Origin of the sequence: Puia sp. (assembly GCF_036500295.1) — a bacterium.
Taxonomy (GTDB): Bacteria; Bacteroidota; Bacteroidia; order Chitinophagales; family Chitinophagaceae; genus Puia.
In genome coordinates this window covers 37,678-59,865 of sequence record NZ_DASYCH010000007.1, presented here as the reverse complement: position 1 = coordinate 59,865, position 22,188 = coordinate 37,678, and the positions used below count along the sequence as shown (strand labels likewise).

Below are 22,188 nucleotides of genomic sequence, written 5' to 3'. Positions count from 1 at the left end.
ATCCATCACAGCCAGCCGAACGAGATCGATTTTCCTAAAAGCCAGTTTATCAGCAAATATGAAGCGGATACGGGATCCTTCCGGGATACTTTTGCAATACTACTTCCGGCGGGGACGTACCGGGCGAACTGGTATGAGCCGGTGAGTGGTGCTTCACTGGCGATTGCCGATATCCGGCAACCGGAGCAGGGCATCCGGGTCTTTCGAACTCCTTTGTTCACCACGGATATTGCTTTGAGGCTGGTGAGAAAATAGAAAAAGTATCGGTTATGTCAAATGCAAGCAGCTCGTTAGAAGGAAAACGAGTGATCTTAATGGGGGCCAGCTCGGGAATCGGATTCGCAACCGCCAAAGCAGTAGCCACAGAAGGCGCCAAGGTTGTTATCGTCTCCAGCAACCGGCAAAGAGTAGACAAGGCACTTACTGAATTGCCTGCCGGCAGCGAGGGGCATGCTGTAGATCTGAGCAAGGAAGAGAACATCAAGCACTTTTTCAGCGGGATCGGGAATTTCGATCACCTGGTCTTCTCCGCGGGTGAGAACCTGACCCTGAATACCATCCAGGCTACGGATATCCCGCAGGCGCGGGAATTCTTTACGCTGCGGTTCTGGGCTCCTTTTGCGGCCATAAAATACGGCGCACCCCATATCAATGCCGGTGGATCGATCTCTTTGACCAGTGGTACGGCCAGTGCCCGGCCGGGAGCAGGCTGGTCGGTTGCGTCAGCGCGTTGCTTGTATGAACCGAGGTTCGAGTCCGCCCGCGACCTCGGATCATAGTAATGGTTTATTCAGGAAATTCGCTTATCTTGGATACACTAATCATTGCCTATGCCTTATCAGCACATTCTTCTCATCGAGGATGACGAGGCGGACCAGCGGATCTTTTCCACTGTTCTTCATTCGATTAGCCCTGGGCTAAGTTGCATCATCCTGGACGATGCGCAGCAGGCTCTCTATAAATTAGAGACGGGCGAGGTATCGGCAGATCTTATTTTTCTCGATCTGCGGTTGCCGGGCATGAGCGGCCTGGAATTCCTGAAGGAATTGCGGGGAAAAAAGGCCCTGAGTCAAACCCCGGTCATCGCACTTTCCGGGGTGCCCGACGAAGATGACGCCCGCGAGACGAAAGAGTTGGGAGCGCGCGATTATATCATAAAACCGGGAAGGTACAGTGAATTGAGGACCATACTTGCCCAGCTGCTGGTTTGACGGGGGGATCGGAAATAATCACGGATACCGCCGATTTATTTGCCATATCGCTTTTTACGGAGTTTATCTATGGATGACTTTAGCTGCTCAACGGTAAATCCTTTATCTGTACCTTTTTCCATTGCCAGATAGCGTTTATCCAATTCCGCCACAAAGCCTTTATCCTTCCACCACTCATGAGTTTCCTCTATTTCGCCTTCCAGAAGGCTATAGATGGCGCTCAATTTCTTATCGTCAGCAAGACGGATATAATCATAGAGTTTATGGCGGATGGAGGCGCTTGTATTTGCCAAAGAAAAGGTACCACTTTCACCCCGTGGAACGATTCAACTACCTAACCCTGGCCTTTTTTTCGATAATTACCATTTACTCGTGTAGCAGAAACGGGTCTCCTACTGCCGTTACAGTCCCTGCGGTGACTACTTCAGCCGTTAGCAATATTACCGATAGCACCGCCGTCTCTGGCGGAACGGTCACCGCGAATGGCGGTTCAACCGTCGTCGCCCGTGGAATTCAATGGGATACAAGCGCTTCCTTTACTCATCCGAAGCAATTGCCCGAAGGTATGGGCAATGGAAGTTTTACCGCAAACCTGATTAATTTGACGCCGGGCACCACATGGTATGTCCGGGCGTTTGCCACTAATGCGACCGGCACGGACTATGGAGATGCCGTTCAATTTACCACCACGGTTCCTCTCCGTTGCGGGCGCTGCGATCGAATGGTTTGGCGGAACTTTGGCGGATCTTATCATGGCGACTCAAAGCCAACTGTATATTTCACCAGCACACTGTTCTTAAAACTACACCTGGCAAAATACTTATACTCATTATGCCGCTTCACAAATGCCGTCGACTCATCCATTTCGAGCAGCATTTCTTCGATCCCCCCCTTGTTGCTCACCACCCTGAGCTTATTGCCGAAGGCTTTTAGCACCCCGGCCCTGGGCATGCCGAGGGTGATCTTTGCGGACGTCACGAAGCCGGTTACATCCAGGGTCATCGTCTTTGCCGGCAGTTTATAGGTTTTATCTACTGTCAGCAGTTGGAACCCATCCACAGAATTTTTGCTTCCGCCGTAGTCGAACAGCAATCTTAGCACCTGGGTCTTATCCCGGTTGACTATTTCAATTCGTGGCAGCATACCGCCCGCCTCAAAATGCTTATCCCAGGCATGGGTGCCCAACACCTTTTCCGTGCTGGCGCGATCGGCCAGTTTGATATTGTTTACCGCGGTATCGGGGACGATCGATTGTTGTTGCCCGATTGCCGGGTTGGCTCCTAAAACGAGCCAACCCAGCCAAAATAGATTTCTTATTTTCATGATCCTTGTTTTATTCTACTGCATTGCTTGTATGTGCGTTGGCGCCAAGACCGTTGTTGTTCGGGTTGCCCCTGATATTGACGTTAACCTTTATGCTCCGATGGGTCCTTAAATAGCTGCTCATGGTATTCCTGAACTCGGTCAGTCTACCGGCATCCACCTGCAAACCGATGCAGCCCTTTGTTCCCGGTGTATTGCCATCCGGGTGTATCCGTTCGAGCGTCCGGCCGGTTGGAAACTGCGGGTTCAGGTCCATGCTGAAGCCAACCCCATCCCGGGTCATACCGACATTTGGTCTCGCACTGGCCGGGCCTCTGTCCTGCACGTTGTTCGCCTTATAAAGGCCGTTCTCAGGAGCCCCATTCCCATAGGGTCCGCCGACAGCCTGGTAGCTTGCGATCCTGACGGAGCTGCCATCGTCGAACATCGCGTTGACATTGAGTGACCCGTCGGCCTGTGCCGATCTGTTTGCATTGGCATGCCCGGTGAAATCCATATTCAGCTCCCCGGTGCCAAAGGAGATCGTGTGGTTGCCAGTGGCTTTGTCGCCGCTGGAGAGTGTATTGTTCAGGGTGGTGACAAAGGTATTGGCATCCGACTGTTTCGAGAGATCCAGCCCGGACAGCGATGGAAGCACGTTTGCGAGTGCCAGCTCATCGACCTTGACTCTTTGTATCGCTCCCTTATTATTCACCTGCCCCATCACCGCGCCGGTTGTCATATTATAATAGATCGTCGTATCGCCGTTGGGGTCCGTCATCGTGATCGGGTTGTTACGCATCGCGGCATAAGGACTCTCCGCGACATTTGGCCGGGGATCCACACTCTGCCAGATACTCGTTCTGGGGTCATAGTACCGCAGACCGAAGTAGTAAAGGCCAGTCTCGTTATCCAGTTGCTTACCACTAAAGAGATAAGGTATCCGGTCCGTATTACTGTGCTCTTCGACAAAGGTCTCGCCAAAGGCGAAATACTCCAGGTGTTCGTAGACCTCCCCGCTGCCATCCGTCACGTAGCTGGTGCTCCCGAGGTGGTCCGGGTGATAAAAATACAGAAAATCCGCACTACCCGAACCGGAACCCGTGCTGCCGCCGGAACCGGACCCGTTCTTTTTATCATGTCCATAGGCATAATGGTTACCGTTGTTCCCCGGGTTGGCGGAGTTGCCGTTGCTGGAATTCCCGTTGGCAGAATTCCCGTTGCCAGAATTCCCGTTGCCCGCGTCCGGGGCTCTCGCATCCACACCTGTAATACCTGAAGCTGCCGCGCTATCGCCCTGGAGCGCCTGCTGATCCCGGTTCAGGCCCAGCATCAGTTGTTTCCCCTTCTTTGTATAGGGAACGCTGTCACCTGCATCCGGAGCCGACACCTGTTGATCCCAGCCATGTTCCAGCCGCGTAGCGATCCGCTGGCTTTCGATAAAGTAATGATTGGAGTATTCGCCGCTCTTCACGACGAGGTAAGGATTGACATACACGGTAAAATTACCCACCCCGCCGGAGCTGCCGCTGACGGCCCCGTCGACGAACACCGACTGACCCGATCCGAGCCCCTTCAGCACCCGGTCGCCCAAGGCGTCATAGACATAGCTGTTCAGCTGACCGTTGACCGACACGCTGCGCAGCCGGTTTTCTTCATCCCAGACCTTTTTCTGGCGCTGGCCGGTCTTATCGTCGGTGCAGCCCGTCTGGTTGCCGTCGGGGTCATACGTATAGGTCTGACGACCGATATGCGTAGCCGCATGCGGCTGTTTCGGATCATAGGTATAGGAATTGTCATAGCTCATCTTCTTTTGCGCGATCCACTTATTCCCGTTGGGACTCTTGTCGCTGGTCTGCGTCTTGCGCGTGATCCCGCCCACGCTGTTGTATTCCATTGAAAGGCTATACCGGTCCTGTTCGTTCGAACCCTTGAACAAACCACTCGCCGTAGTTAGCCGGTAGAGATCGTCATATGTATAGCTGTACTGTGCCGAACCGCCCATGAGGTTGCTCGAAGGGATCGGCGCGTTGTTTGTCAGGCTGAGAATATTGCTCACCTTATCATAGGCATAGACATTGTCCATGATCCGGCGTCCATTGCCGTTGCCGTTGGTGACCACCATATTCTGCAGACGCCGGCGGTCGGGTTCATAACTATAGTTGGTTTGTGTGCCGTTACCATATCCCAGGTACAGCCGCGACTCGAATTTGTCATACCCCAATTGCTGTACATAGGAGGTTACCTGTCCCGAGCGGTTGCCGGCCATGGACAGCAAGCCTCCGCCCAGGTTATAGCTATAGGTTATCACCTCGCTGTCCGGGTAGATCATCGAGGTAAGCCGGTTCCAGGTGTCATAGGTCCATTGCGTCACATAGGTTTGCTCGCCAAACTTCGGGATGATGACCGTCCGCACGTTTTTCAGCGTTTCTCCCATTGGTCCATAGAAAAACTCCTGCGCACCCGATGCATCTTCCTGGACGACGATCCTTCCCGCGCGGTTGGAGACGGCGCCTGGCGCTCCATAGGTATAATGCACAGTATTCTCGGTGTTATGCGGATAGGTGATATCCGTCAGCCGGTTGAAATCATAGCTATAGACAATGGCCGTGCTATCCTTTTGCAGGTTGGCGGTCACCTGCCGGATCAGATTCCCCGCCAGGTCATAGGTAAACTGTGTCAGCCCCTGGTCCGGGTGGCTTCCGCTTACCTTGCGGCCCAGCATATCATACTGCGACACTGTCGTGGCGCCGATGTCATCCATCGCCGAGATTTGTTCGTTTATCGCGTCGTAGGTGAAGCTGGTCCAGACATCGCCATTGCCCGTATGGTCTTTGCTGGCCGTTACCAGTCCCCGGACATTGGTGAATTGTTCGGCAATTTTTCCGTTGGCATCGGTGATCGTGGTACCGAACTGCGTTTGTTGCTGCCGGTCGCTTCCAAAACCATACGCCGTCTGCGTGACCGACCCGTCCGGTAGGGTTATGGTCAATACCCTGTCGAGCACGTCGTAGGTCGTCGTTGTCGGAGCGATATTGTCAAAGTTTGAATTGAACACCGTATCGGTCCCCTTATTCTCCGTCACGGGGTAATAAGCGGCTACCGGACGGCCAAGGCCGTCGAAGCGGATGCGACCCGACACGATCAGCTGTTCTTTGTCGGCCCGGCCCTGTCCCTGGAAGATGGCGCCGTCCTTCTTGGTCTGCAGCATCCTTCCCAGGCCATCCACAAAGGTCACCGTCTCCAGGTCATTGCCTGGATGTGCGGGGTCATAGTGGGTGGTATGGGCCCAGGGAACCACCGATCCGGGATGATAGTCGAACATGATGGTATAAGGAACTCCGGCGGCGAGTTCATACGGACCTGTTACCCGGACAACCCGGCCCAGGTCGTCCAGTTGATAGTTGACTGTATTGTTGTTGAGGTCTACAGAGCTTAGCAATTGGCTGAAGCGGTAGTCGAAGGTTGACTGTGAGCTATAGCCGAAACTGTTTGTCGCTTTGACGACGTATTGCTGTACATGGTTGTCAAAGACATAATCCTGCCGGAAACGCTGGCCCTTCGAATTGGCGGCGCCCGTGATATTGATCAGGTTGCCATACCCGTCGTAGCCCATATCGGTCGTCGCCACCGTGCCATTCTGTAAATACTGGCGCATCTCCGTGACATCCCCTGTCTGCTGATCGATCGTGCTTTCCCGCTTGCGGTAGGTCACTCCCGACCCCGTCACGAGGATCGACTTCGGCGAACCGACGATATATTTATCCGGGACATTATAATAAGTGATGGCCGCGCCGATGTCATCGGCGGCACCCGGGTCCCCAAAATCGGTATACTGAGTGATATTTCCCTTCGTGTCGTAGCCATAGGTCATGTACGTCGTTTTCCCGGGATTGGGCTGCCCTTCATAAAACAGCCGGTCGGTCCGGCTCAGGGCTACGAAGGCCGCGCCGGCGTCATTGCTCTTGTATGAGTCCGGCAATACCGTGCCCGAAGCGATATCACGGAGTTGGTAGGTATTGTCCGTCTCCGTATATTTTTTACCGTTGCCGTCCTCCGTCAGCGTCGACAGCAGCATTCCTTTCGTATAAAAATTGTCATTGGAGAAGATCTCTGTAGCCACCGAATACACTGCATTATTATGGGCAGCATCATGTGCGTACATATGTACGGTGGCGAAGCCGTCAAATTCGCGCTCGTCCCGATCGAAGTGGCCGCCGGCATAGTCGAATGTCGTCAATAATGTATCGGGCCCGTCGCCGCGGAAGCCATCGAACAGCTTTACCGAAGTCAGTGTCCAGACGCTGTTCGGCATTGCATAGGTATTGCCCGCCCGCTGATAGTCCAGGGTGAAGGCTGCGCCCATGGGCCGGCTTACCGATTGCAGCAGATTTGTCCGGCCGATGGTCGACAAGGCTGCCGTCAGGTTATCGTCCTTGGTCGAGCTGACAAAGTCCGGGTAACCGTCTCCGTTGATATCCTGGATCCTGGTCAGGTCGCGGGCCATCCCGAAGCCTACATTGGCGCTGGGGTTCACCGTGAATTTGACGCCGAAGATCGTGAAACCTACTGTAAAGGCGAGGTTGGCAGATTCCGAAGCGCTGCTGTTGGTACCGATCGCCGAGGCGCCTGTCCATGTAAGCATATCCGTGCTGAATCCATTGCCGGTATTGAGCCGCACCTGGAGGACGGGAGCACCGCCGCCGCCCTGGGCAACCGTCACGAGATCGGGCAGGCCGTCCCCGTTCATATCCTGCAGCGACAGATTTGTTGCGTTATCGCTGCGCGACAGGCTCACGCCTACCGAAATGCTGTTTTGACCAAAATTATACCCCAGGCCCGCACCGCCGCTAAAGGCGTTGCTGCCGCCTTGCTGGATCTGATCGAGGCCCCAGTTTTCTCCTGGTGCGAAACCATAGCCGAGATTGAGCGAGACCAGGTGGCTTGACTGATCGACCCGGTCGGGCAAACCGTCGCCATTCATGTCGAGGTAGAGGAAATTCGATTGATTGGATCCCTGGTTCACGCCTGCATTGCCGGTTACGCTGATCTTCGCCGAACCCGCGTTGGTCTGCGCATTGCCGGCATCCACCTGTTGGTTACCCTGCGGGCTTTTCCGGAAGATGGAAGTGGGGATGGAGGGAGAGCCGGTGAGCGCTACGCCCTTGACCGTCCCGGCCGTCTGCTGGATCGGACCGTTGGGTGTCGTTCTGGCGGACAGTCCGCCCCGGGCGTCGGTGTATTGGATCAACTGCTCGCCCACGATATCGGGGTATTTATCGCCGTTCATATCCATGAAATCCGTCAAACTCTTCGAGGTGCTGCTGGAGAAGCTTCCACTTGCCCCGGCCACGCCTATACTGGCGCTGAGGGTATACGAGGTGCTTGTCACTTTGCTCACCTTGTCGATGCCGGGGGAACCTGTGCCTGTGCCGGTATTGATCACCAGGGGACTCACATCCTTGGCTCCCATGCGGCTGCTGCTCATATTCGCGCCCTTGACAAACACCTCGGGATCATAACCGCCCCAGCGCTGCTGGTTGCCGCTGGCCACCAGAATGATAAACTGGTCGGCTTTGGGATCGTAGGTCTGCGAAGGCGTCAGCTGATTGCCGTCCTGTTGCGTAAGCGCGCCAGCGTCGAGATTGGCCGTCTTCTGCATGATCTGGTCGCTCGGCTTCAGCAGGCTCTCGTTGATGGCCTGTGTTCCGGCCGCGCCATTCCCATTCCACGCAAACTGACCCCAGCCCCGGTAGAAGGTCCCGAAAATTATGTCTTCTTCCTTGCCGTTCTTTGGGACGGAGGACCAAATTGCGGCGGGTACGGTGGCGGTAAACTCCCCGCTCAATGCAGCCGACGCATTCGTGATCGCCGCGGCCAGGGTAGCATCGGCGACATGGTATTCCATGTACAGATGATCGCCGTTTTGTACGCTGATGTTCAGGGCATAATTGCCGGGCTGTACAACGCCGTTCTGTACGGGCATCACCACTTCGCCGAGCAGCTTGCCCGGCGCCTTCACCGAGAACACGATCATCCCGGTGCCCCCTCCGGGGATAAGTTGTGGTGTCACCGTAACACTGTGCACGGATGCGTCGCCCAGCACGACACTATATGGCAGCGCCGGCTGCAGCCCATTGGCCAGGACCGTGTAGTTCGGCACCGCGGCGGTCTGGATCGTTGTTTGCGTCAGGTCGACAGTAGGATCGGCGGCGCTGGTGAACTTCATCACCGGCTGCCAGGAAACGTTTGCCCAGTCGATATTGGTTGGGGAGGAGACCACGAAGCTATATTGGCTGGTGTTGGTCACCGAAATATTATCCAGGGAGGTTGTCGTATTGACGGCCTGGTCCTTCGCGTAGGTCTGCTGCCAGATGGTCGAAGTGGTGCCCGAAACCGTCTGTTGGATCATCAGCGTTACATCATCCGTTGTCACGGGTTTGACGAACGGCCCGCCGATATGCACCGTCCCATTGAGTGGCGGTGTCAGGGTCTGTGCACTGCTGAGAACAAAATCTTTGGCCGCATCGAAATGATACAGGGTCTTGCCGTTGGCATCGGTGAGGGTAGCGTCCTGGCCAACGTAGTCGATCACGGGCGCCCAGTTGACCGAGTCGTAGCTCCCGTTTTCGATCGATCCGACGCGGAAATAGATCCGGTCGCCTTTCTGCACGGTCAAGCCGGTTAGCCCTGTTGGCTGGTGCGTCGAATAATCATCCGGTCCGATGGTCTGGCTCCAGAGCTCCGTACCGCGAAGTTGTACGGCTACCCGCACTCCGTCGGCAGGTGTGCTTGCCCGGTTGGGATCGTTCGACGGCAGGAGTTGCACCGGCGCCGTGACATTGATAGTGCCGTTATAGGGCGCCTGCCACATCCGCACGATATCCTGCAGCGGGTTTTGGTCGATAGCCTGCTGACGATCGTTTGCCAACTCGGTAGGGTCTACCAGGTTTTGGCTGATCGTTACACCCGCGAATACTGGACTTGGCGTACCGACGCTGGTTGGCGTAAAGGTGATCTGGCCCGTGGTGGAATCGAGATGATTGAAATACACCTGTCCGTCCTTTACGATATCGGCCAGTTGGTCCCCATTGGCCTCGGTGAAATAAATGGTTGTCGTATTGGTCGTCTGGCCCGTATTGGCGCCGGCCATGAGAGCTGTCAGCGCAACCGCTTCCAGCCCTACCGTATAGCCCGACGATCTATCTTTCTGAAAGACGTTGAGGCCGTTGATGGTAATCCGGTTGCCAAAGCTCGTCTTGCCCGAGACGCCAGACAGATTCGGCCGGTAGTAGAGCGCATCGCTGCCTCCGTCATAGAACAATTTATCCGGTAACCCATCCCCGTTGATATCGATCATCGCCAGCAGCCCTTTGCTTTGTGATTGTGAATAACTGAATGAGCCGCCGATGGAATTAAGTTTGTCGGCGGGACTGCCGAAACCCACGGATACCGTCACGCCGCCGCTCAGGTCACTGTTGGACGTTCCACTCAATGATGAGGCCTCGTCGGTAAACCCGTTGAGATGCGTCAGCATGTCTCCGTGGATGTTGTCCGACCCCATGACCCAGCTTTGCGCGCCGGCCAGCGGCACCAGGGTGCCACCCGAGGCGATATCGTTGTAATAGTTGAAGGTATGCTGGTTGAAGAACTTCCCTGCCGCATCATATTGGCTGATGCCTGCCAGCAGTGTCTTGTAGAAGGCTCCTTCTTTGTAGTTGAGCTCGTAATGGCGGATATCGACGCCGTCCAGTTGCACGTCGATGCGGCGCAGCAGGTCGGCCGTCACCTGCTTGAACCCGTTGATGGCGGTGACGGTCACATCCTTGCGGATTGAATGTCCGTCGACGTCCCGGTCCCGGCCAAAGAGAACCGAATACCGGCCTTCCGTCCCGTTATATCCTGTGTAGGTGATCTTGCTTAAGTACAGCTGTACTCCCATCACCGTGCTGCCGATGATCCCCGGATCATTCACCTTCGTATAGAAATAGTGAATAAAGTTGCCATGCAGGTCGAGCACCTCCCGCAATGCCCAATGGGCGATATTGCCCGATGCGTCGCCGAGCGTGCTCGCCGCGTCTGCGCCCGAAGAGGGATCACCGCCATAAAAATATCTTGTCCCTTCCTTGTCGGTCGCTTCCCACCAATAGTTCTGCGGGTTGTTGCCATGCCGGATGATCTTATCGAAGGCAGCCTCCACCCTTGGGTAAAATTGTTTTTCCGCCGTCCGGGCCACCAAGTTGCCCCGGTGTGCGACAGGGCTCAGCTGTGCGCCGCTCATCGTATAGGTCTCCGTCTCATTCTGAGCGTCGAAGCGCGGAACGCCCCAGCGCGTATCGATACCGATACAAGGCGTCGAAAGATCCCAGCCCATCCCCATCCAACCATCACCGCCCGCGCTGTTGTAACCGATGGCCACCTGCGGTTGCAGACCGTGGCGGCCGGCGGGGAGCTCTATCGGATAGCCCAATGACGCGCCGCCCATGGGGTTTGCCTTTGGCGGAGCGATCAGGTTCACGGCCCTGCCGGGATCGGCCGCTTTGATCCCTTTCATCGAATTCGAATTATATGCCTCTACCTGTGGCGATTCAGGAGCTTTGATGATCGCGTTGATCATATCGGTAAAATGACCTGTTCGCGAAATTATCTTTCGGGATCCGGCCGACACGCTGTCCAGCGGCAGGGCGATCCAATGTCCTTTCTTCTCGTCGAAATAATAGGTTCGAATATCCTTCTCCGTGTACCCGTCCGGGATAGCCGCCGAGTCATAGCTTAGGGTCAGTTTCGCATCCTGTGCAAATCTTGTCCCGTGTGGCAGGAACCGGAATCCGCCCCCGGCCGGCGTCACATTGACCATCCCCATGTCCATCGCGGGCAGATCAATCGTTCGTAGCGCGGTGATGCTGACGGTCGACGCGGCGCGAAGGGCGCCCTGGGGGATGGCGATCGAAGCGTTCCCTGTGGAGAGCACGGCGGCCTGGCCGGTCCGCACCCATCGCTGTTCCGACTGCACTGCATCGGACAGCCCGAATTGGTAATCCGCGCGCTGTTCGCCGGTGAATCGAACCAACCGCCGTTGTTTTCTTCCATCCGGGTATTCCACGACGACTGTGGACTGCCAGCCGGCCGCCGAATCCGCCGGCCGCCCGACGATGGCTTCAAAAGTCCCCTTCCATACCCGGGCGGCCCGCCCATCGATGGTCACCTTCGCCTGCTTACGACCTGCGCCGGTGATAAATCCTTCTATATATCCTTTGCCGTCGTAGGCCGGCGCCGATTGCTGTGTCACGACCACCGATTCCTCTTCCGCCGGCGCCCCCACTTCGATCGAGAGATTTCGCACCTTGTATCCATAGGTCGCGCCTGCGGGCAGGGTGAAGCGGATGACGTTATCTCCTTCGCGCAGCCAGGTGGCGCTCACCCGTTGGCGCTGGTGTTCCCAACCGGACCGTTTGCGCACAAAATATCCGCCAACGGCCAGTTGATCGTTGATGCTCCGGCTCACGGCCGTATAATCCTGCACCCCGTCGAGATCGTAGGATAGCCATATCCGTTGATTCCCTTTCAGGGGAACTTTCAGATACACGTGAAAAAGATTGTCGGCCGGGTTATCCGTTGGGTTCGCCGCGGTGACGCCGATGACGCCCTCCTGACGGTCGGCGGAATAGACCCGACGTTTGCCGGCATGGGTCTTATCACCCGGCGAATTGGCTGTCGCGACGGCCGATAGAGAAAGGGCTATAAAAAGGTAGGCAATGTTTTTGGTAAAACTCGCTGTCATGGGATAGGGATTGGGGTTAAAGGATAAGCATCTTATGGGAATCGACTCCATGGGGTGTTTTCACGGAGATCATATAGACACCGGGCGTGGAAAGATGCCCGGGGAACCGGTATTCGGTATTTTGGTGACCTGCCATCTCCTGCTGTTTGTTACCGTTCAGATCATAGATGCCGACGGACACGTCACCGGCCTCCGGCAATGACACGCTGATGGTAAAATTTCCATCCACGGATGGTGCGGGATAGACGGCGACATGCTGCTTCGCCTCACCGGTGATGTCGATGGAATCCCGGAAGACACAGCCTGCCATGCTTGTCACGGTAACCGTATAGAGTCCGGGTTCGCTTACGGTGATAGCTGGTGTCGTGGCATTGAAGCCGTTGTCACCACTCCATTGATAAGTTGCCGCTGCGCCGGCCGGGATATTCCCGGAGGCGTCGAACACCAGCTGGCCACCCGTCGGTAATATTTGGGCCGGTCCAAGACCGATCGTCAACTCCTGGGCCTGCGGAACGGCCATCGTCAGGTTGCGCAGGGATTGATGTCCGCCTGCGTCGGTGAGGAGGATGGAATAGTTTCCCATGCCCAGGTTGCCGACGGAATCCGTCGAGTTTGTCATCATGCCCGAGGCGATGACCGATCCATTGGCGCCGATCACGCGATAATAGTAAGGCGCCTGGCCGCCGATGGCCTGCAGACTCGCCTTGCCCGCCAGCGGGCTTCCGCAGGTCGGGCTATCGAGTACATGCAATTTGAGGAGCAGATTGCGCCCTTGAACAAAGCCGAAGAGATCCTTTCCCGAGTGATCGGGGTCCCAATGGACACCGCGGTAGTAGACCAGGCTGTCGCCGGCCGTTGAATCCGGCAGGTGGTAGTTGAGGCTATCCACTGGGAATCCGGTATAGCCACCCGTATTCAGCACCAGCCAGTAGCCGTTTGCACTGGAGGGGAAATTCTTATTGTTCACCCGGACGGTCGTCACGCTTGAGCCGCTGTCGGCTCCGCTGACGGCCATCAGCCAGCCGCGATTCAGCAGTTGCAGCTGACTATCTGGGGTAGCCGCCACCGTAAGGGCTTTGTTGTTGTCTCCCCACAGCAGGTAGCCGCCGTTGAGGAGGCTGTCGGTGTTGTCGATATTGGTCGGGCGGAGGCTGCCCCGGCTCAGCACCAGCAGGCTATCCGCGTCGACCGCGCAAGCCGCCTGTTTCTGATGGAGCGAGAAATAGTCCTCGCGGCCCAGACCCGTTATCCGATATTTAAAGTCCTTGTTCTTATCTGCGTCCCAGAGCACGGTCTGTGCCGCGCTGACATAGTTGCCGCTGCCGAGCGGGACGCCGTATTTTAGTGCGAGATAGGTCTCATATTGCACCTGTGTCAGCACGTCGAGGCTGCGGTCGAAGACCAGCAACTCGGCGAGTGCGCCCTTGAAAGGCGGGATTACGCCAGCCTGCCCGGAGGACCCACCAGTTTGTCCTGAGGCCCCACCAGTTTGCGCCGACGAACCCATCAGCAGATATGCAGAGGGGCTGGGCTGCACGCTGTCATTTGGCTGCCAGTTCTGCAACACCGTGGTCAGCGCAGGGGTTTGGGCTGCCGTTATCACTGTATCGGCGGTGCTGTCGGGCCCGTTTACGCGGTGTGTCGTCATGAGGGTATTGCGCGTAAGGGCGTTGCCTGTGCCCCAGATGGCCCGCTCATTCGTATCCGCAGGCACGAAAACGGCGATATAGGTCATCTCAGAAAGACTGTCCAGATTATAGGCGATGCGTACTGAGTCATCCGCGCCGTTGAACCAGATTGCGGGATTATAATTCAGCAGGACATTCTTTCGCACGCCCTGGCCAAAAAAGCTCCCGTCATAGCCATGACCGGTTACGTCCTTCCAGGCGGTGTCGGTGACGCTGCAGCGGTCTGCCCTCAGCCAAAGTACGGGAAGGTCAGTAGTATCCAGGGTCTGGCCCAGGGAGCGGTAATTGCACAACAATAAGCTCGTGAAGAAAGAAAGACAAAGAAAGAGATGGTAAAGGCGAATGGTCGCCTGTTCAAGGAATAGGTTGGTACGGTTCATAAGGAATAGGGATTATGTTCGGCTAATAGGATACGGTTCAACGGTAGCGAAAGTAGCAGGCAATCTCTAAAAATGCAAGCGCAGATCGAATAATTTATCGGTTAACCATCAATCTGTAAACATTCTGTAGAGATTATGACGCATTTAAAAAAAGGGAGCCTCCGGTTTCGCTGAGGCCCCCGTTTTCTCATGTGTCCGTCATTTTTTTGGCAGGAGCACGGAACCTGCGTTGGTGACGACGCCGGTGCTTACTGTCACGGTGAAGGTACTATCCTTGTATGTAGTATCACCGGCATTGATCAGGAGGTTCCATGTTCCTGCCGCGACGCCGCCGAAGAAATAGTAGCCGGTGGCGGAGTCGGGTAATGCCAGCAGGGAATCAGCACCCATGGTGGCCCATACCTGGGGTTTTGCCACTCCCGGTAAGGCGTATCCCTTGATACTGCCGCCGATGGCCTCTGTGTAGGTACGAATAACGGGCTTCAAAATGTAGCCACCGTTGCCGGTCGTAACGATGGAGCGGCCGGCGTTGAAGTCAATCCACAACCGGTAGACGATGCCGGCGGTAAGCGTTGCATGGATATTGAACTTAAGACCGGACTGTTGGGCTGAAGGGGTCTTCAAAGGGAAGTTCTGGCCGTTGACGACGACCGAATTATTGTCGCCAAGTATCAGGCGCATCTGAGAGAGTTTTCCCGCGGGAAGATCTGCGTCAGCCAGCAGGGTGTCGATGCCATTGCTGAACTGAAGCAGATTGTAGACGCCGGGGCGCAGGACGTTGACTGTCTGCCATCCCGAGCTGGTATTGGAGTCGGATGAGACGTTGACCTCCACTTTCTGAACATCGATGTAGACGGCGTCATATTCGGCGGGATCATCCGTGAGCATCACCCGGAGGTGTCCCGAGCCGCGTTCGCTGCTGCTTTTCTTACAGGCCCAGAAAAGGCAGTTGGTAGCCAGGAAAAGAACAAAAGCGACGAATACGAGTCTTGCAGTTTTCATAGTTTATTTGATTTAATTGTTTAAAACGTTGTTTTTTAAATTAAAATCTGTTTTTTTGGGTTCGGGTCCCGGTTGTTTTAATAGGACAGAAAAAGAAAGCGATGGTCCTAGTGGCCGGGTGAAAAAATGAAAAATGAATCCTCAAGAAGAAACCATCTGGGAGGGTATCCGGCGGAAGGATGGTCGGGTGTTCGAGCAATATTATAAGGAGCAGTTCAAGACGTTGTTTCTGGCGGCCTATACGTATGTCAGGGATGCGGGGCTGGCCGAGGAGATTGTCAATGACGTATTTCTGCGCATCTGGGAGAGATCCGGGGTAATCGTGATCGAGATCTCGCTGAAGGCCTATCTATACCGTGCCGTCATTAACAGGAGCCTGAACGAGTTGGACAAAATCCGGCGAAGGGGCAGGCATCATTCGGATGACAGGTTCCCGGAGGAAAGGGGATTTGAGGAGAGGGCTATGGAGGACAACGAATTAAAGGTGCGACTTTACCGGGCCATCGATGAACTTCCGGAACAATGTCAGAAGGTGTTTAAAATGAGCCGATTCGAGGAACTAAAGCAACAGGAGATAGCCGACCGGCTTGGGATCTCCATCAAGACCGTAAAAAATCACATTACGTATGCATTGAAGCAGTTGAAGCAGGTGCTGGCGAACCGGGACTCGCTGTTGATCGGCATGCTTATTATCATATACGAAATTTTTCGGCGCGGCCACTAGGTCCGCGCTGTTTATTACCTGTCTTAGATATATCACCATGGATCCTCTGCACAAATACGATGATATCCCCTGGGAGTTGGTAGAACCGGCACTGCGTGGAGAACTGTCGCCTGCCGACGATGCCCGGCTGCAGGAATGGCTGGGCGCTTCGGACGAGAACCGCCGGGTCTACGAGCGGCTGCAGGAGTTGTGGAAGACCGGATTAGCCGACTACCCGGCATACCGGGATGCCGATGCCGACAGGGCGTGGATGCATCTGCACGAAAAGATGGGCCGGGAAGGGCCGGGCACGGAAAGGTCAGCGCCGCAATCGATTGGAGCAAGGCGTTTTACCCTGAGCCGTTATCTCGTTGCTGCCGCCGTAGTTGTGATGGTGGTTGGTGGGGGATGGTGGTTCCTCGAGAAAAAGAATGCGGGGGTGGTCTATCGCACGACAAGGGGAGAGCGGCGCAATTTGTCGTTGCCTGACGGTTCGACCGTCGAGCTTGATCCGCAGACGAGTTTGACGGTTGCCCCGGGATATGAGAACGGCAGCAGAACGATCGTACTGGCTTCCGGCAAAGCCCGCTTCGAAGTAGTGAACAGGGAGCGACGGCCTTTCCGCGTGGAGATGGGTGTAGCGGCGGTGGAAGATATCGGGACCCATTTTACGGTGGAACGAAACGCCGATAGCATTGTCGTGTCGGTGTCGGCGGGCAAGGTTGCGTTCATCAGCAAGAGTAGCAAGGAACGGAGGTTGTTGATCGCGGGAAATTCGCTTGTTTTTTATCCTGCGAAAGATCATTTTGGCGATGTACAGATGCGTTTTTATGACGTCCCGCTTCGGGAAGTGCTTGATGCGTTGGGGCAAAGGTCCGGAAAGGCGATTGTGGCAGGTGAGGGCGTCGGGTTGGAAAACCGGCTGACCATCGATCTCGGCGGCGAGTCTACCGAAGATGCGTTGCGGATCATCTGCGCTTCCCTGGACCTGGATTATGCCGACAGTAATGGCGGCTATCTGCTCAAGCCGAAGACCCGGGCTGCCAATCACCCTTTGAAGTAAACCGAATGAGCAAATACCTTCGATCCCGGCGGCGTAGACCGCCTGTTTTGCTTTTTGTCCTATTCTTTTTTACCGGGCTGGGTGTATCTGCCCAGGACAACCTGTTGACGTCTTCCCGCCTGAGTGTCGATATCCGCAACCGGTCCTTTCCGGAGGCGCTGGCCATTATCGAGTCCCGTGTGTCATTGCGGTTTGCCTATGGCATGGAGCTGATCCGAAAGCAGGAGAAGGTAACGCTGACGGCGGCTGATGTTTCGTTGCGTGATCTGTTGGGTTTACTTTTGCGGGGAAGGGCCCTTTCCTACCGGGTGATCGGCCACCAGATCGTTCTGGAGCCGATGGCAAAGCCTTCCCGTATTGTGCTCAGCGGGTATATACGGGATTCCCGTTCGGGGGAGTTTCTCGCCGGGGCAAGCGTGGTTGTCCCGACTCTCCGCGTCGGTGTCGTGTCGAATGCCTGGGGTTTCTATTCGCTTACCCTTCCTGTGATGGACAGTTTCCCGATAGATGTTTCGTATATCGGCTATCAGCGGCAGGAACAGCAGGCCCCCGCCGGGTCAGACCTTGACCTTTCTTTTCTGCTGGAGCGGGACTATATCCAGGAAGATATCCATCCGCTGACTTTTGCCCGGGACAAGCGGGAGGACAATATAAAAAAAAGCCAGGCGGCGGCATTTGAGATCCCCAGGGACATGCTCGTTGAGTCTCCTTCAGCCGGCGGTGCGGGCGACCTGATCAATGCCGTCGAGCGCTTACCGGGTGTCCAGGCCGGGATGGACGGTTCGCCGGGATATTTTGTCCGGGGTGGTAACGCGGGGCAGAACCTGGTGTTGCTGGACGAGGCCACCTTATATAACCCCAGTCATATATTTGGGCCCGTGAGCATCTTCCATACGCCGGTGATCCAACGCGCGAATTTGCTGAAAGAAGGCTTCCCCGCATCGTATGGCGACCACCTCAGCTCCGTGCTGGATGTCGTGATGAAGGATGGGAGCAACCAGCAGACGGGAGGGAATATCGACCTGGGTACCGTGGCGGCGGGGGCGACAGTATATGGGCCGATAAGCAAGGGGCAATCATCTTACCTGCTTTCGGCGCGGCGAAGCACGGCGGACTGGCTGCTGCACCCCCTGCTGCAAAAGAATTTTTTCGACAACTATTATTTTTATGATGTCAATGCCAAGGTGAACTTCACGCTGTCGCCGAAGGACCGCCTGTTGCTGAGCTTTTATACCGGCAGGGACAACAACCGGTATACCAGCGACTCCGCCGATGCGACGGGGATCGACTACTCCTTGCATTTTGGGAACAGTACGTTTACCGCCCGTTGGAATCACCAGTATTCGGGAAAGCTTTTCTCGAACTCATCGGTTGAATATAACCGTTATCACCAATTCCTGTCGGCGACGCAGAACGGGTATGTCGCGCAGTTGTATTCCGGGATCAGAGATGTTCATGTCAAAACGAACTTCACCTATTATCTATCGCCGGCCCACAGTATTGGTGCGGGGGTTGACTATCTGAACCAAACCTTGTACCCGGCCTCGCTGTCCGGCACTGTTCCGGGCACAGACTCCACGGGCGGCATTGTTCCGGGCAATATCCCGGCTAAGGGTTCTTCCCGCCTGGCCTTGTACGCCAGTGACGATATGCGGCTCGGTCAGCGTGTACAGTTGTATGCCGGGGTCAGGGCGCCGGTCTATTTTAGTGGCGGAGCCCGGTATTTCAGCGTCGAACCGAGGCTGGCCTTTCTCTATATGATCGATGCGGCGACGAGTGTGAAACTATCCTATACATTAATGCACCAGTATCTCCACCTGGTGCAGAGTTATAATGCCTCCTTCCCGGCGGAGATCTGGATCGGCAGCGGGCCGGAGGTGCGGCCGGAATCTTCGAACGAAGTGGCTGCCGGGTTATTCCGGAATTTCCGGCAAAACACCTGGCAGACGAGTGTAGAGTTGTATTACCGGCGACTGGGCAATCAGCTGCTTTTTGGCGGCGGGACCTCCCCTACCGTTGATAATGCCGTCGAGAACGAAGTGGTGTTTGGAAGGGGTTGGAGTTATGGGGCGGAATTTTTTGTGCGCAAGAATCGCGGACGATGGACCGGCACCCTGGCTTATTCTTTGAGTTATGCCCGGCAGCGATTTGATTCGCTGAATCTGGGTCAATCTTTTCCTTATGCCTTTGACCGGCGGCATTTGCTCGATCTTTCGTGGGGCTATGCCCTCAACGACCATTGGCGGGTGGCGGCAAATTTTGTCCTGGCCAGCGGGCGGGCCTTCACCCTCGACACGGATACCACGGGCTTTTTTGTGAGGGGCGGCAATCCCCTGTACCCGAGCCAGGCCAGAGGACGTGCCGTCGGCCGGGGACGGAACCGGGATACCGTGAGCACCTTTGGGATCAAGACCAATAACTACCGGCTTGAGCCGTATGACCGGCTTGATCTGAGTGTACGGTACCGAAAGACCAGGACAACCCGGCGGGGAGTGCTGGAAACCGAGTGGATCTTTGCCGTGTACAACGTCTATGGCCGCCGGAACGGCAGCCTCGTGTACCGGACGATCAATCCGGCGACGAGGCAGGTGGAGGCTAAGGAGATCCCCTTTATCCCCGTCATTCCGAGCGTTACCTATAGTCTGAAATTTTAGGTTGAAAGCGCGGAGGAGAATGCAGAGAAAATATCTATTTGTGCTTCCTGTTTTCGGTTTTTTTCGTTTTATTGTGGGATAAACCCACCCCCCCAAAACATGGAAAATAAACAACCCGACTCCTTTCTCGGGATGCAGCTTGATTACGATGGCGGTAATATCCTTCGGGAGACCGTCCGCTGGTCCCGCTTCCTTTCGATCGTAGGCTTCATCGCATTAGCACTCTTCCTGTTGGCTTTCGGACTGGCCGGATCGACGCTGCTGGCGACCTTCTCCCGGGTAATACCGGCGATCGAAGGTCTCGCGGAATTAGGCACTGCTTTGGTCGTCATCGGCCTGTTGGTGATCTTTGCGATCTTCGGTTTCCTCGTGTTCATGCTCTACCGGTTTTCCGTATTGACACGCCAGGGCATCGAGCATCAGGACCAGGTGGCATTTGCGAAAGGCATGCAGTGTCTGCACACCTATTTTGTTGTCGCCGGGATCGTCGCTTTCCTGAGCCTTCTCAGTAATCTCCTTTCACTAACAAAGTTGTTTAACGCCTAAGCTATATGGAAGACCAACAAACACCTCTCCAGGTGAATGACCTGGACAATTTTTTCAATCTGGCTTTCGACGAGAGTACGCGTGCCAATGTCCGAAAAGCTGCCCTTTGGGCAAGGATCTGCGCGCTATGTGCATTTATCGGTTACGGCGTCGTCTTAATCGTGGCGTTCTTTGGCCGGCAAGGATATCTGCCGGACTCGGAAGAAGGAGCGCGCATCAACAGCATGGTCCGAACCACATCGGTCGTCACCGTCCTGATCACGGCGGCGATAGGGGTCTTCATCAATTATGTTCTCTATCGTTTCGCTACGGCGACCGTAAGAGGGATGGACGCGATGGACAACATCAGCACCAACGAAGGATTCAACCAATTGCGCAGATATTTCAGGATCTATGGGATCCTTCTCATCATCGTTTTGTCGTTTGTTGTCCTGGGTTTTTTATATGCCGTCATCAGCGGTGTAGGGTCGGGAGCCTAACGCGCGCAGTAAGCCCTGCCGGCAATGCGGGATTGAAAGATCGTGGGGCGGGGCGCGCCGCGCCTATTGCTTCGAGATCCGATAGATATCGCCGTCATCGGTGATCGCAAAGAGCATGTTATTCGAATAGGCGACATCGCGAAACCGCTGATCTTTGTCCGTCAGCAGCCTTTCTTCGCCGACGACCTTATTGTTTCTGATGATGATCCGGTCCAGCTGCTGTCCGCTGAGCGCGGCAATGAACAAATTATCCTTCCATTCCGGGATGGCGCTTCCGGCGTAAAAACAGATGCCGCAGGGTGAGATGACCGGGTCCCAGTAATAGACGGGCTGTTCCATTCCCGCTTTCTGCTGAATGCCATCACCCACTTTATCGCCGGAGTACTCGAGACCATAGGTGATAACGGGCCAACCGTAGTTCCGGCCCGGGCGAATGTGGTTTATTTCGTCTCCGCCGTGTGGTCCGAACTCGGTCTCCCACAGTTCTCCGGTCGACGGATCGATCTCCAGCCCATCGGGGTTGCGATGACCGTAAGAATATATTTCGGGCTTTGCATCCGGCTGGTTCGCAAAGGGATTACCCGCCGCGGGTTTGCCATCCGTCGTTATCCTGATGATCTTTCCCAAATAGGAGTTCAACTGCTGCGCCTGTACGCGGACATCCGGGGCAAATTTTTCGCCGAGGCTGACGAAGAGATCGCCATTGCGTTCAAAGACCAGCCGGGAGCCAAATTGCAAATTGCCCTTTGTCGCGGGTGTTTGCCGAAAGATCACGGTGATATTGTCGACCTTTCCCGCGGCTTCGTCCAGTTTCCCCTTGGCAACCGCCGTCGCACTGCCCCCCGCCACTTTCTCGGCGTAGCTCCAATAGATCATCTTATTGCTCGCAAATTTCGGATCGAAGGCAACATCGAGCAACCCACCCTGACCAGCATATACCACTTCCGGCAAGCCGGTGATCTTTTTGACCAGCGCGCCATTGCGGTCATGGATCTCCATCGTACCCGATTTGAGGGTCACCATCAGCCTGCCGTCGGGCATCGCCACGATCGCGAAGGGATTGCCGAGCTTGTTGGCGATCTTTTCCACTTTATAGGGGGTGGTTGTTTTCGCACCGGCGATCCGGGTCTGTCCCGCGAATGCCGATCTGTAGCCTGCAAATGGGGCTTTTGTTTCGACTGGGGGGAGCGTGTCGGCAGGATGGTTATGCGCGCGAGTATCAATACCGGCATTGGTGCGGGCATCGAGACCAGCACAGACATTCAGGGCACCGAATATCATAACGGGAGTCAGGATCAACGCGTCTTTCAATCGCATACAATAAAATTTTAGAAGGAGGTATAAATATACCGAATAATACGCAAAAAAACTTGGGATCA

14 protein-coding genes are annotated in these 22,188 nt (G+C 55.4%); 8 read left to right on the top strand and 6 right to left on the bottom strand.

The window, feature by feature from the left end; genetic code table 11:
* The 3 genes from VGM48_RS03645 to VGM48_RS03635 all read left to right on the top strand — a co-directional run.
* Window positions 1–255 (top strand): hypothetical protein (locus tag VGM48_RS03645; RefSeq protein ID WP_331576358.1); only part of this gene is annotated, 255 nt, incomplete at its 5' end.
* Between the two features lie 14 nt (window positions 256–269).
* Complete coding sequence (locus VGM48_RS03640) at window positions 270–779, top strand: SDR family NAD(P)-dependent oxidoreductase (RefSeq protein WP_331576357.1); 510 nt, start codon at window positions 270–272, stop codon at window positions 777–779.
* Window positions 780–830: 51 nt separating this feature from the next.
* Window positions 831–1,211, top strand: coding sequence for a response regulator (locus VGM48_RS03635; protein WP_331576356.1), 381 nt, complete (start codon window positions 831–833; stop codon window positions 1,209–1,211).
* Window positions 1,212–1,246: 35 nt separating this feature from the next.
* Here VGM48_RS03635 and VGM48_RS03630 read toward each other — a convergent pair whose 3' ends face one another.
* The 5 genes from VGM48_RS03630 to VGM48_RS03610 all read right to left on the bottom strand — a co-directional run bounded on the left by VGM48_RS03630 (window position 1,247) and on the right by VGM48_RS03610 (window position 15,364).
* Complete coding sequence (locus tag VGM48_RS03630) at window positions 1,247–1,504, bottom strand: addiction module protein (protein ID WP_331576355.1); 258 nt, start codon at window positions 1,502–1,504, stop codon at window positions 1,247–1,249.
* 457 nt (window positions 1,505–1,961) lie between these two features.
* Entirely contained in the window at window positions 1,962–2,534 is a 573-nt protein-coding gene (locus VGM48_RS03625; protein ID WP_331576354.1) for a hypothetical protein, read from the bottom strand.
* A gap of 10 nt (window positions 2,535–2,544) precedes the next feature.
* Window positions 2,545–12,294, bottom strand: coding sequence for a SpvB/TcaC N-terminal domain-containing protein (locus VGM48_RS03620; protein WP_331576353.1), 9,750 nt, complete (start codon window positions 12,292–12,294; stop codon window positions 2,545–2,547).
* Window positions 12,295–12,310: 16 nt separating this feature from the next.
* The gene (locus VGM48_RS03615) at window positions 12,311–14,362 is read right to left on the bottom strand and encodes a T9SS type A sorting domain-containing protein (protein ID WP_331576352.1); all 2,052 of its coding nucleotides are present in this window, start codon (window positions 14,360–14,362) and stop codon (window positions 12,311–12,313) included.
* A gap of 198 nt (window positions 14,363–14,560) precedes the next feature.
* Window positions 14,561–15,364: a DUF4382 domain-containing protein gene (locus VGM48_RS03610; protein WP_331576351.1), complete on the bottom strand. Its 804-nt coding sequence runs from the start codon at window positions 15,362–15,364 to the stop codon at window positions 14,561–14,563.
* A gap of 133 nt (window positions 15,365–15,497) precedes the next feature.
* On the opposite strand from VGM48_RS03610, the gene VGM48_RS03605 reads away from it, so the two are divergent.
* From VGM48_RS03605 to VGM48_RS03585, 5 genes are all read left to right on the top strand, one after another.
* Window positions 15,498–16,088: an RNA polymerase sigma-70 factor gene (locus tag VGM48_RS03605; RefSeq protein ID WP_331576350.1), complete on the top strand. Its 591-nt coding sequence runs from the start codon at window positions 15,498–15,500 to the stop codon at window positions 16,086–16,088.
* A gap of 37 nt (window positions 16,089–16,125) precedes the next feature.
* Entirely contained in the window at window positions 16,126–17,130 is a 1,005-nt protein-coding gene (locus VGM48_RS03600) for a FecR family protein (RefSeq protein WP_331576349.1), read from the top strand.
* A gap of 47 nt (window positions 17,131–17,177) precedes the next feature.
* Complete coding sequence (locus VGM48_RS03595; RefSeq protein WP_331576348.1) at window positions 17,178–19,784, top strand: TonB-dependent receptor; 2,607 nt, start codon at window positions 17,178–17,180, stop codon at window positions 19,782–19,784.
* A gap of 99 nt (window positions 19,785–19,883) precedes the next feature.
* A complete protein-coding gene (locus VGM48_RS03590) occupies window positions 19,884–20,330 on the top strand; it encodes a hypothetical protein (RefSeq protein ID WP_331576347.1) in 447 nt (148 codons plus the stop codon).
* 5 nt (window positions 20,331–20,335) lie between these two features.
* Entirely contained in the window at window positions 20,336–20,809 is a 474-nt protein-coding gene (locus tag VGM48_RS03585) for a hypothetical protein (RefSeq protein ID WP_331576346.1), read from the top strand.
* Window positions 20,810–20,872: 63 nt separating this feature from the next.
* Here the strand turns inward: VGM48_RS03585 and VGM48_RS03580 are convergent, their stop codons facing one another.
* Window positions 20,873–22,126, bottom strand: a complete 1,254-nt coding sequence (locus VGM48_RS03580) for a PQQ-dependent sugar dehydrogenase (RefSeq protein ID WP_331576345.1) — start codon at window positions 22,124–22,126, stop codon at window positions 20,873–20,875.
* Between the last annotated feature and the right edge of the window lie 62 nt (window positions 22,127–22,188).